The following is a 13392-nucleotide window of genomic DNA, read 5'->3' as shown; positions in this document are numbered from 1 at the left end:
CGTCTGTGCCGGTAATTCCGGAACCACTCAGTGTGAATAAATGTGTGTGTTTGCAGACGGGCGTTATCTGTTCATTCGTTATCAGCACTCAGAAATCACCCGCTATGGATGCAGAAAGACCTTGACCCCGCAGTGGCCTGCATGCAAAAGTTATCAGGTAATCAGAAACTTGCCTGCTTCTGAATAATAATCATTGTCCGTTTTATCCTCTGCCAGTCTCCGTGTACCGGCATACTTTCTTTTCAGGACATATCCGCAACTGTGTTGACGGATTTTCACTTTTTTTCATAAAAAAGTTCCGCTGACCGGGACATCACCGTCTTAGTCATTGTCCGTTATAAACTGAGAAGAAGGCGCTTATGGGAAGAGCCATAGAAAAACACGAACTGGAAGAAGCTGCGCTACCTTGTCAGAAAGCCATCACAGGTCAGAAAGAAATCATTGCTGACTTGTTCAGGCAGCATAATGATACGTTGATCAAGTTTCTCAGAGCCAGGCTTCGCTCCGATGCCGATGCCCACGAAGTGGCTCAGGAAGCTTATGTAAAACTGCTGGATCTCGATAAACCGGATGCAATCAGCTACCTCAAAGCCTATCTATTTAAAATTGCATCTAATCTGGCTATCGACCGTCTGCGATCCAAGCAGCACAACACTGTATTCAAACCACTGACGTTTGTTGAAAGTAATCATCCGTCCGAAGAGCAATATGCGTTAAAAAAAGAACAGCTCAAGCTGATGACCGGATTTATCAATGAATTGCCTCCCAGGTGCCGGAAAGCGTTTTTGCTCAGCCGGTTACACGGGCTGTCATCCGCTGAAATTGCCAGTCTGATGAATATTTCAGACAGGATGGTAAGAAAATACCTTGTCCGCGCCACGGAATATTGCCGTGACAGACTGGACAGCCATCAAGGAGATATTTGAAGTGAATTTTGAAAACAGGACACGTTTTGAGATCGCTACCGAATGGTTTTATGAATTGCAGGACCCGAATATTGCCGTGGAAAAGATTCATGAATGGCAAAAGTGGCTGGCTGAATCGCCCGATAATATTCGCGAATACGAACGGGTTGAAGAGGTGCTGAACCTGTCAGGTGATATGGAAGGCCTGGTGTGGCCGGACGACAGAGATTTGCTGGCTGATGATTACGACGGAGAAGAAAAGATAGAAAGCTGGAAAAAACCGGCAAAAAAACGCGCCTTCAGTCCGTTCAGCGTTTTCAGTCTTGAAAAATTATATGACTGGCGGCCGTTTCAGGTATCCACCTTGTCTTTGGTGTATGCCGCACTGTTCTGTATCGCTATCGTCAACCTTTCTGATTTCAGCGGTAACTATCCCGTTGACGTTGCTGTTTATGAATCTGCAACCGGGCAAAACCGTGAAGTGCTGCTGGAAGACGGTTCGATCATTACTCTTGGTGGCCAAAGCCTGGTTTCGGTGGCATACAGCAAGAGCCGCCGTCAGATCGTGCTGGAAAGAGGGGAGGCTTATTTCGATGTGGCAAAAGATGCTGACAGACCATTTTCCGTGGTCACCGGTAACCGTGTTGTTACTGCTGTGGGAACGCAGTTCAATATTTCCAAACAGGCTGAGCGGGTTGTTGTCATTGTGGCTGAGGGCAAAATCAGTATTGCACCGGAGCAGAATGAAATCAAAACCGGTAATACCATTGATGCCTATCTTACGGCAGGGCAGCGGGTCTATTACGACAAAGAATACCTTTCTGATATTGCGGAGTTTCCTGTGAATGCATCCCTGGCATGGAAAGACGGCAAGCTTCAATACATGGAAGAAAAGCTCATGTATGTGGTTGAAGATATTAACCGTTACTCGAAAATTAAAATCCGTTTCGCCGGTGAGGAAGCCAAGGAGTTTCTTTACTCAGGTACTGTTTTTACCGGCAATCTGGAGCAGTGGGTCGAAGTGCTGCCCCATGCTTTTCCGCTCAGTGTGTCTTATGTCGGTGACTCGGAAATCGTGTTATCTGTACATGCCGGGGCGATATAACGTGACTTTCCCCGCTGTTAACTGGATGCATGACGCGTTTTGCCCTGTTCATCTAAGGGGTACCTGATGAGGAAAAGAAAATTCCGGCTGACAGGTTTACTGCCAGTGTTGTCAGCCGGTCTGATCTGTCACAGCGTCGATGCCGCAGACAGGCGGATTGCCTTTGATATTCCGTCGCAACCTATGAACGCTGCATTGATCGAATTTTCTGAGCAGTCCGGATTACAGGTCGCGGTGAATGCCAGTCTCATCAAAAATATCAAAAGCCGGTCAGTGTCAGGGATGTATGAAAGTGCAGGCGCTATTGAACATTTACTGGGTGAAAATGCACTCACATTCGAAAAAATTGGAGAAGAAACCATTGTCATCAAAAAGGCTTCTTCTGAGGGAAAGTCATCTCTGACGTCCGCTATTAACCGTTCTCAGCGACGGGCGTCAGCAAAAAATGAGCATGATTCAAAAACGACGGGTATTGCCGGCGAAGACGAAAACGGTGAGGTACAGTTTGAAAGGATTTCTGTTGTCGGTACCGCCATTGCCAGCCATCGTTTGAAGTCCGCTTTGCCTGTTGCTGTTTACGGTACAGATGCGTTTGATGCCACCGGAGTGACTGACGGCAACGAACTGGTCAGAGCGATCCCGCAGATGGGCGATATAACCTGGAATGAGTCATGGATCCCGGGAAGCAGTAACGCAGCGAGGGGAGATACCGCTTCGCTGAATCTGAAAAATCTTGGCGCGTCCAACACGTTATTGCTGATTAACGGCAGGCGTTCCGTCATTCATCCCACTACCTCAACCGTGGACGACAGTATTTCCACTACTACATTTAATACCAATGCCATTCCACTTTACGGTTCGGACAGAGTAGAGATCCTTCTTGACGGTGCTTCGGCGATTTACGGTTCAGATGCCATTGCCGGCGTGGTAAATATTGTTACCCGAAAAAATATTGAAGGTGCGGGATTAAAGATCCGTTATGGCAAAGCAGAGGGCACAGGCCGGACAGACTCAGAGCTTACCGGTTTTGCCGGAACGGATTTTGACAATGGAAGGGGAAATGTGTCTTTGATGTTCAATGTAGTCAAAAGAACTCCCCAATATGCCGCCGATCAGTGGTACACCGCAACATCAGACCACCGCAACTTTTTTGCTAACACCGATTTGGAAAATGCCGCTTCTCTGGATGGTCGCAGTGTTTATACCCCTTGGGGAAATTTTGTCGCGCCAACGCAAGTTAGCGCTAACGGTCAGCCATTCACCAGTGCCGCCGGCTACTTTCATACAGAGGCCGAAAACAGTAATAACTGTATCGCAGAAGGTTACAGCGGCACATGCTATGCGTCCGGTAGTGCAGCAGGTGACTATTTGTATGACTTTGCCGCTGCAGGTACTTACATTACCCCCGGTGTAGAACGGGTTAATCTTTTTTCCACATTCAACTGGCAATGGCTGCCTGACACGGAAATCTTCGGCGAAATTGCCTTATACAAAGCGGCATCGGATTACGTGACCAGTCACGGTTTTTTTTCAGTGAATACGCCGGTTTATGTGCCCGCTGATGCCTATTACAACCCCCTCGGCGCATTGACTCTCGCTGACGGCACCATTAACCCAAACCGGATAAGCGGGCTGGATAATGTGCCTGATGATGGTGTACTTGTTGAAATCAGGCAATACCGGTTTACCGGTGGTGGTTTGCGCACTGTTGACGTACATAATACACAATCGCGGTTTCTCGCCGGATTAAAAGGACTGACATCCGCCGGTCTGTCATGGGAGTCTGCGCTCCTCTATTCAAAAGGCCATGCTGCCGATACGTCAGACGGCTACAGTGTGTCGGCATTTTCGGAAGCCATTTCCGGGCGCAGCAGCGATGCATATAATCCTTTTTCCGGCGGTTTGAATGCTCAGGCGAACAGCTCTGATTTTGCTGTAAAAGCACACCGCAACAGCGTGTCTGAAATTGCGTCATGGGACGTGAAAATAACATCACCTGATTTGATAAAACTCCCTGCGGGGGAGCTGGGTTTCGCTACCGGTGCTGAGTTTCGTTATGAATCCCTGAAAGACGACAGAGATCCGCTGGTGGACGGAACGCAAACTTATACCGACTGGTATACCGGGTATGAGTACTTCAGTGATCTGGCAGGAACCAGTCCTACACCGGATTCGGCAGGCAGCCGGCAGGTGATGTCAGTCTATGGTGAACTGGCTATGCCGCTTGTTTCCCCTGAATTTGATTTGCCCTTCGTAAACGCTCTGGATCTGCAAATTGCCGGCAGATATGAACGTTACAGTGATGTAGGGAGTATCGCTACGCCGAAAGTGGCGGCAGTGTGGCAGGTAAATGATTCTTTACTTATCCGTGGTTCGTGGTCTCAGGGGTTCAAAGCGCCTAATCTGGAGGTGCTCAATGCCAGTGAAATGGCCAGGTACAACAATCATACCGACTATATTTTCTGTGAGGCGGCTGAGCGTCAACAATATATTGAGAGCTACGCCGGTTGTTCAGCCACTTATGCAGTGACCTGGCATATTGCGGGAAATGAAAACCTGAAGCCGGAGCGTTCGGTAAACCGCACATCGGGCCTGGTTTACAGGATACCGGGTATGAACAGTCACAAGGGGAACATGTCGTTTTCAGCAGATATCTGGCAAATCGACATTACCGACAGGGTTGGCGTGGCGCCCGTGGAAGACGTCATTTCACGTGATTTGTATCTGCGCACTACCATGCAGTCGCAGGATAGCCGCATTGTGCGAAACGATGCGAATAGCGAACAACAAAGCCTTTTTATTAATACCGGTTTGCAGGCGGCAGGACAGATCCTCTTTATCCAGACCGATTATCAAAACCAAAACTCACTGTCAGTAAAAGGCGCCGATTTCGCGATGGACGGCGCATACAAATCATTGGAGTGGGGCGACTTTTCTTTTCATCTGGCCGCATCGAAGCTGATCAGTTATCAGCAGGCACTGACGGCAGAAATGGAAGAAGTGAAGGCCGCACAGGATAACGGACTTATCGACGGGTTTGTTGTAATTGGCAATGGCAATGAAACAGGAGTGAACGGTAAAAAACCTGAATGGAAAGGCCTTGCCAGATTTACATGGCAATTCCGGAAACTGATATGCAGATTATCAGCGCAATATATCCACCATCTTAATGACGGGAGATACGCCGACGGCTCTGATTTTAAAGTGCCTTCGATGACGACATGGAACGCGTCCGTCAAATATACCTTTGATGACAGTCCTGCAGGTGCTGTTGATGCAGAATTAGGGGTACGGAATATGTTCCGTCAATCCCCGCCTCTTAATGCGTCCGGTGATTATCTTGCAAACCTCTACTTACCTTTTTCACGTTACTTTTACGCCAGCGCAGAGGTACGTTTTTGATGCGCTACTTTTTTCTTTTACTATTTTTCACAGGATGAACACATGAATATCGCGAAAGGCGCGTTGCTTTGCTGCCTGTTAGTGTCAGCGGGACTGACTCTGCCGGCTGCTGCAACAAGCGGACAATCTGAGAGTATCACCGTGACGGAAGGCACCGCCATGGCTGCCAGTGTGTCTCCTGACGGGCAAACTATCGTGATGGATTTACAGGGCAGTTTATGGACTTTACCGGTTAGCGGCGGTGATGCTACGCGTATTACCGGTGAATATCAGGATGCGAGGCAACCGGTGTGGATGCCTGACAATCAGACCATTGTATTTTTCTCTTTTAAAGATGGCGGTTATGATCTCTGGTCGGTAGACAGAAGCGGCGAAAATATGACCGCCCTGACTTGGGGGCCTTATGATGACAGGGAGCCCGCTGTGTCGTCTGACGGGAAGTTTGTGGCTTTTGCTTCAGACCGCAAAAACAGCTTTAACAGTTACGACATATACAAGCTGGAGCTTGCTTCCGGTGTCATCACCCAACTGACTGACGATAAGTACGAGAACCGGATGCCAGTGTGGAAATCGACCAGCGATGCGCTGACTTACACAACAATGCGGGAAGGACGCCATTTACTGGTCACCATAGATGCCAAAGGCAATGAAACCATCGAACAGGAAGCGGAACATGCGCTCACTCCTATGCTCTGGGATAGGGGCGAGCTGGTTTATGCCGCTGCAAGTGGCGACAATCAAACCGTGATGAAAAGAGGAAGCAGGGTAATTGCATCCGGTGAAGAAGTATTTGAGTTCAAAGCCAGTCTTTCGGCTTCCGGTGAGGTAACTTACGTTGCCGGCGGTAAGATAAAAACACTGGCCGCTGACGGTGCTGCTTCTGACATTCCGTTTACTGCAAAACTGACCATTTTCACACCGGAATATGCCAAAGCAGAAAGAGATTTTACATCAGACAAGCCGCGCCCTGTTTTAGGGATCATGCGGCCGTCTTTATCTCCGGACGGTAAATACGTCGCTTTCATCGCTGTGGGAGACCTGTATCTCATGAAGATTGGTGAAAAGCCCGTAAACCTTACCCAAGACCACTATATGGAAGCGGATCCTGCCTGGTCTCCTGACGGCAAGTCACTGGTTTATTCTTCGGATCGCGGTGGCGATAAAATGCAGTTGTGGGTACATGACATTGCTACTAATAAATCTGAGCAGCTTACTGAACTGGATACTCAACCCCTCGGGCCGGCATGGTCACCGGACGGGAGTAAAATTGCCTATCTGAGCGTAGATAAAATGTGGGGCGAAGCCAGTCTTGGCATGTACGATCTCGACGCAAAATCCGCTTTTCAGATGAGCCAGACGCTTAAACAACCGGGAAAACCGTCATGGTCTGCTGACAGCAGCCGGATCATGGTCGCTCTGCCTGACCAGTTTTCTGCAAGCTTCCGTGAAGGGACTAACCAGGCCTATATATTTCCGGTAAACGGTGAAAAGCCATACTGGAGTACGCCGGTGGAGAATTTGTCAGTGGATACCAGAGGGGGAGGCGGGCCAGTATGGTCGCCGGACGGAACAAAAATGGCGGGTATCTACGGTGGTGAACTGAATGTGTGGCCTGTTGACGATAAAGGCGAACCTCTGGGCCCGCCAAGAAGTTATACATCGGAAATTGCGCACAATCCCACCTGGTCGGGTGACTCAGCAACTATCCTCTACCAGTCAGATGATAAGTTAAATATGGTGAATCTTTTCACCGGTAACATTGAGACGATACCCTTCGACATGACATACGTGCTGGCAAAGCCGGCAAACAAGAAAGTTATACAAGTCTCTTATGTGTTTGACGGCGAAACGGATACTTTGCAAAAAGACAGGGACATCTTTATCAGCGGCAATACGATCACAGATATTGTCCCCCGCAACAGTAAATCCACATCCGGCTATGAAATTATTGACGGAACAGGCAAATATGCCATGCCCGGTTTGATTGAAAGCCATGTGCATCCGCAGAAAGACTTCGGACAGGGGGCGCACAGAGGTTGGCTGGCTTATGGGATTACAACGCTCAGGGACCCGGGCAACCAGCCTTATCATGGTGTGGAAGATCGTGAGGCCAGTGAAGCCGGTGTGAGAGTAGGCCCGAGAATTTATACCACCGGCCACTTGATGGAATGGCAACGGGTTTACTACAAAATGGGTGTTGCGATTGCCGGGCCGGCGCATCTGGAAAAAGAACTGCAGCGGGCTAAAGCATTAAAGTACGATCTGCTTAAAAGTTACGTCAGACTACCCGATGCCCAGCAAAAACGGGTAACGGATTTTGCCCATGATGAGATGGGCGTGGGAGTGACCACCCATGAGATCTATCCTGCTGCGAAAAGTGGCGTTGACCGCCTTGAACATCTCGGTGCGACAAGCCGCCGCGGGTACAGTCCCAAGCAAATAGGCGGCAGGGCTTATGACGATGCATTGCAACTGATGAACAAGGTAGTCACACCCACCATGTTCGGTTCATTAAATATGCTGATTGCACAGCATCCTGAACTGAAAAAGGATAAAAGGCTGTCGCTTTATCCTTTGTGGACGCAAAAAGGTGTAGAAAACCCGATGACGTTTCCTGCCAGCTACCTTGCCAGCCTGAAAGAGCAGGCGAAAACTCTAAAAACACTCTATGACCGGGGCGCAACCATCACAGCGGGTACAGATCTGGTACTGGCGATGAATCTGCACGGCGAGCTGGGTTTTTATGTGAATGAAGCGGGTTTCACTCCTTATGAAGCACTGAAATCTGCAACCTCGGTACCGGCTGATGTACTGGGTCTCAATGCCGGCAGGATAAAGGCGGGCAGTTTGGCTGATATCATTCTGCTCGACGCTGATCCGCTGGCAGATGTTTACAATGCATCAAAGGTGAACACGGTTATCACCAATGGCCGCGTATATACGCAAGAACAGTTGCTGGATATGACTTATCACGGAGAATAGCCGTGTTTAACCGGTGATGCCGTCCGGCATCACCAGTTTTCTTTCCTGATTTGATATGTTTTAAGGTTCCGCAGAAGTGAGGTTTTCCGTTATAGCAGGAGACATCACTTTTACGGACTACAAAGATGCAAACCTTCATTGCTTCACACCGCCCGGCCTCTCCAAAATTTAACCCTTTCAAAACGCTTATATACTCAATTTGCCTGTGTTTAGCCGTCCTTGCTCCTGTCACGGCTCGTGCTGAAAAACTGACCCTCATCAGGAATGTTAATGTGTGGGACGGCACCAGTGATTCCCTTAAGCAAGGCTACAGTGTGCTGATTACCGGTAATCTTATCACTGCCGTTGAAAAAGCAATCGACACACCACAGGATGCGGTAATTATCGATGGCAAAGGCCAGACGCTGATCCCCGGCTTGTCTGATGCGCATACCCATTTTGCCCAGACCTCGCCGTCAATTACCGGGATGCGCAACGACGAGAACTGGATGTACGTGGGGATCAAATCTGCACTTACGGCTAAACATTTTCTTATGCTGGGCTTCACCACTGTCAGAGATCTCGGCGGTCCCTCTTTTGGAGTAAAGCAGGCTATTGATGAAGGGCTTATTCCCGGTCCGCGTATTTATCCTTCCGGGGCGTTTATATCGCAAACATCCGGCCATGGCGATTTCCGCAATTACAATGAACCTAACCGTGTCATCGCCGGTGGTCCTGTGATGCCAATGGACCAGCAGGACTGGTTTTATCTGGTGGATGGTAAGGCGGAGGTTCGCAAAGCAGCGAGAGAAAACCTGAGAAAAGGTGCGACCCAGCTTAAAGTGATGGCTGGCGGAGGTATCGCTTCTGATTACGATCCTATTCATTCGGTGCAATTTGCGCCGGAAGAAATAAAAGCAGCAGTGGAAGCAGCAAAAGACTGGGACACGTACGTGGCTGTGCATGCGTATACCGAAAAAAGCATCATCCGTGCACTGGAAGCCGGAGTGAAAAGTATCGATCACGGTCAGCTTATTTCAGAAGAAGCGATGAAACTGGTCAAAGAGAAAGATGCCTGGCTGGTGCCGCAAAGCCACTGGGGTTTAAGGCCTGCTCCGGATTTAAGCAAAAAATTATCTGACCGGGAAAAGAAATCGCTCATGGTCAGAGAGGGCATAAACAGAGAAATGATGCTGGCAAAGAAATATAAGGTCAATCTGGCTTATGGCACTGATGTTTTCGGATCTTTAGGAAATGAGAAAAGGGCGCTGAATGAGTTTACGTCAAGGGTGAAATGGTTTACGCCACTGGAAGTGCTAAAACAGGCCACGTCAGAGAATGCCCGCCTGTTTGCCATGTCCGGTAAATTAAATCCCTACACAGAAGGAAAGCTGGGTGTCATTGAGCCCGGAGCTTACGCAGATATTCTGATTTACAGTGGCAACCCGTTAATTGATGAGCAGGTTGTTGTGAATTACAGCCAGAATCTTAAGTTCATTATGAAAGATGGTGAAATATTTAAGAACGTTCTGGACGACTAAGTGTTGCCGCTTAAATGTTAAATTTAAACTTTTTCGTAACAAATGGCGACATTTCGTGAGTTTTAGTGTTTTTTAAAAGAAGTTGGTTCCGTTAATTCAAAGTGGTTCGTCTTAATGAGTGAAGTGTGAATCCCGCAATATCACACACAGATAAGACAATAAAATCATTCAACGGGAACTAATCATGCAGATACAGGAACTCAGAGGTTTCAGAAAGCTGGCACTGTCAACAGCGATAATTTCAGCGATGAGCGTACAGGCTTATGCTCAGGAAACACCGGCCGGCGACGGGCAGGAAAAAATTGCTGAAGAGCAGCGGATGGAAAAAATAGCTGTTGTAGGTTCCAAAATCGGCAGTGAAAGAACGGAAGCAGCATTACCGGTTGCGGTTATCGGGCAGGAAGCCATCGAAGCACTTGGCTCTGTTGACGGTAACGAACTGATAAGAAGTATGCCTCAAATGGGGGATATCACCTGGAACGAGTCTTTTATTCCGGGAAGCAGTAACGCCGCTCGTGGCGACATGGGCTCGATGAACCTGAAAGGGTTGGGGGCGTCAAATACCTTGCTGCTGGTCAACGGACGTCGTTCTGTTATTCACCCTACAACCGCTACGGTTGACGGCAGTGTGTCGACAACCACATTTAACTCCAACGCCATCCCCATGTATGGCCTGGATCGCATTGAAATCTTACTCGACGGTGCCGCAGCGATTTATGGTTCAGACGCCATCGCAGGGGTTGTGAACGTTGTTACGAAAGATAATTTGCAGGGCGGGGCCGTTAAACTGAAATATGGTCAGGCGCAGGGCTCTAATCGTTCGGATCTGGATTTAACCGGTTACTACGGCACAGATATCGACGACGGCAAAGGTAATTTCTCGTTGATGTTTAATGCCTTTCACAGAACGGCACAGAAAGCTTCCGATATGTGGTTTACTGAAACTTCTGACCGGCGGGATTTCCTGCCGGGCACCGATCTCGCCGGCACTGCTGCGCTGGACGGCCGCAGTTCTTACACGCCGTGGGGTAATTATCTGGCTCCCTATCAGATTTATCAAAATGGCGAAGCGATCACCACAGCTTCTGGTTATTTTCACTCAGAACTCGCCTCATCCTCTGACTGTCTGACAGAAGGCAGCACCAGTGAAACCTGTTATGCCTCCGGCACTGTTCCCACAGATTACCGGTCAGACAGTGCACGTGAAAACAGTTATGTCACACCTCAGGTCACACGGATGAACCTGTTCTCAACCTTTAATTACTTTATTAATCCTGATCTTGAATTCTTCGGCGAAGCCGGGATCTATGCTGCTGAAAGTAAATACATGAGCGGACCGTCTGTGTTTTCAAGTTCTCAGGTGGTTTATATTCCTGCCAACGCGTATTACAACCCGCTTGGCGCAACGTACCTGGAAGATGGCACACTGAATCCCAACCGTATTGCCGGCCTGGATAACGTGCCGGAAGAAGGTCTCGATTTACGCATTCTGGCTTACCGGTTCACCGACATCGGCAATATGGAAGTTAATGTGGAGAATCGTCAGTACCGCCTGCTTTCCGGTTTAAGAGGATGGTTTGGCAGCAACTTCGAGTGGGAATCTGCCGTTCTTTATTCGCAGGGTAAAGCCCGGGATGAATCTGAAGTGATCAATGTAAATGATATGGTGACTGCCATTTCAGGCACAACAGCAGATGCCTACAACATTTTCTCCGGCGGTAACACTTCCCACGTGAACTACGGCCACAGCGGATTTAACAGCGAAGAAGTCATTAACTCATTTATCGATATCTCTGTACGGGAGAGCACCTCTCAACTGGCATCCTGGGATTTTAAAATCAATAACTCTGAACTGATGAGTTTACCAGCAGGAGATCTCGGGTTTGCCGCCGGTATAGAAGTGCGTTACGAATCATTGAAAGATGACCGCGATCCTCTGGTTGATGGCACAGACCCTTATGTTAACTGGTATACCGGCGAGTCCTTCAACAGTAATCTTGGGGGCTCAAGCCCTACGCCGGATTCTTACGGAAGCCGTAATGTAAAATCGGCCTATGTTGAACTGGCGGTTCCCATTGTCGGGCCTGATTTTGGTATTCCGCTTATGCAAACCCTTGATATGCAGTTAGCCGGACGCTACGAGAGCTATAGCGACGTAGGCGATATTTCTACCCCTAAAATTGCGCTGGCCTGGGGCGTCGATGAAAACCTCACTCTGCGGGGTTCGTGGTCAGAAGGGTTTAAAGCACCGAACCTGGAGGTACTGAACGCTTCTGAAATGGCGAGATATAACACCCGTACTGACTACATTTACTGTGAAGCTGCGCTGAGACAAGGCGCTATCGAGAATTATTCTGCCTGTACTGACAGCTATGCGGTGACCTGGCATATGGCAGGTAACAGCGAACTGAAACCGGAAACATCAACAAACCAGTCATTTGGTTTTCAGTTAATTCCGCAGTTCCTGCCGGAAGACTGGGGTAACTTCCGTGTCACACTGGATTTCTGGGAAATTCAACTGGATGACCAAATCGGTGTCGCCCACTCTCAGGATGTTTTGATTTACGATCTTTACTTACGTACCGTTGAAGGCTCCTCTGATCCGCGGATTATCCGTGCTGACCCGACGCTGGACGATGTGGCCCGCTTCGAAGGTACAGGGTTGGATCCTGTCGGCGAAGTACTTTACATGAATACCAACTACTCCAACCTGAACTCATTGAAAGCTAAAGGGATGGACTTTACGTTTGACTGGCGAAGTGTGGCGACAGACTTTGGCCGGTTTAACCTGAACTTCAGTGCTTCGCAGCTGCGCAGCTTCCAGCAGGAACTGACACCGCAAATGCAAACAGCCAAAGCAGCACAGGAAGCGGGTTTGCTGGACTCTTTCATCTCAATTACATCCTCTGATGAAGTGGGTCAGGACGGCATGAAGCCTGAGTGGCGGGCAACCACACGTTTTAGCTGGAATTACGAAGATTTTGCATACCGTATTTCAGCTATTTACACCGACAGTGTGGTAGATGGCCGTTACGCCAACGGTGATGATTTCGTTGTACCATCAACAACGTTGTGGAATACGTCGTTCCAGTACGAGCTGGATGAATCGACCTTTGGCGGATTTATCGTGGAAGCCGGTGTGAAAAACCTGTTTGATAAAAATCCGCCGTTAAACTCATCGGGCAATTATCTGGCTAACCTGTATCTGCCTTACAAACGTTATTTCTATGCCAGTATCGAAAAGCAGTTTTGATAACGCTGCCTTATAAGGTGTTATAACCTGAAAACCCTCAACCGGGGGATTCATTCCCCGGTTTGTTCCTGTCGCGTAAAAGTTACACAATTTCCACTATCCATCATTAATGCAGTCGTCGTCTTAATACCTGATACTTTTCTTAAATGTTTTTTAACACATTGTAACTACTAGCTTTAATGACTTGCCCAGATAGGGCAGTCCGCTATTTCCAGGTTTGGCATT

6 protein-coding genes are annotated in these 13392 nt (G+C 48.6%); all 6 read left to right on the top strand.

The window, feature by feature from the left end; genetic code table 11:
- Positions 1 to 359: 359 nt before the first annotated feature.
- The 6 genes from ACXAGC_RS11250 (at position 360) to ACXAGC_RS11225 (ending at position 13167) form a co-directional block, all read left to right on the top strand.
- Positions 360 to 926: an RNA polymerase sigma factor gene (locus ACXAGC_RS11250; RefSeq protein ID WP_474844465.1), complete on the top strand. Its 567-nt coding sequence runs from the start codon at positions 360 to 362 to the stop codon at positions 924 to 926.
- Positions 892 to 2010: a FecR family protein gene (locus ACXAGC_RS11245; protein ID WP_474844464.1), complete on the top strand. Its 1119-nt coding sequence runs from the start codon at positions 892 to 894 to the stop codon at positions 2008 to 2010. Before ACXAGC_RS11250 ends, ACXAGC_RS11245 begins: the two co-directional genes overlap by 35 nt.
- Before the next feature lie 66 nt (positions 2011 to 2076).
- On the top strand, positions 2077 to 5412 hold the full coding sequence (locus ACXAGC_RS11240; RefSeq protein ID WP_474844463.1) for a TonB-dependent receptor domain-containing protein: 3336 nt from the start codon (positions 2077 to 2079) through the stop codon (positions 5410 to 5412).
- A gap of 42 nt (positions 5413 to 5454) precedes the next feature.
- Positions 5455 to 8394, top strand: a complete 2940-nt coding sequence (locus tag ACXAGC_RS11235; RefSeq protein ID WP_474844462.1) for an amidohydrolase family protein — start codon at positions 5455 to 5457, stop codon at positions 8392 to 8394.
- 272 nt (positions 8395 to 8666) lie between these two features.
- Positions 8667 to 9914: a metal-dependent hydrolase family protein gene (locus ACXAGC_RS11230; RefSeq protein WP_474844461.1), complete on the top strand. Its 1248-nt coding sequence runs from the start codon at positions 8667 to 8669 to the stop codon at positions 9912 to 9914.
- 184 nt (positions 9915 to 10098) lie between these two features.
- Positions 10099 to 13167, top strand: a complete 3069-nt coding sequence (locus ACXAGC_RS11225) for a TonB-dependent receptor plug domain-containing protein (protein ID WP_474844460.1) — start codon at positions 10099 to 10101, stop codon at positions 13165 to 13167.
- The last annotated feature ends 225 nt before the right edge of the window (positions 13168 to 13392 follow it).

Source organism: Alteromonas sp. AWJ4_197 (assembly GCF_056160285.1).
This window is presented reverse-complemented; position numbering and strand designations above follow the sequence as displayed.

Bases quoted from the DNA above. Each gene is read 5' to 3' on its own strand.
- ACXAGC_RS11250 (WP_474844465.1), top strand. From the start codon at position 360: ATGGGAAGAGCCATAGAAAAACACGAACTGGAAGAAGCTGCGCTACCT.
- ACXAGC_RS11240 (WP_474844463.1), top strand. From the start codon at position 2,077: ATGAGGAAAAGAAAATTCCGGCTGACAGGTTTACTGCCAGTGTTGTCA.
- ACXAGC_RS11235 (WP_474844462.1), top strand. From the start codon at position 5,455: ATGAATATCGCGAAAGGCGCGTTGCTTTGCTGCCTGTTAGTGTCAGCG.
- ACXAGC_RS11225 (WP_474844460.1), top strand. From the start codon at position 10,099: ATGCAGATACAGGAACTCAGAGGTTTCAGAAAGCTGGCACTGTCAACA.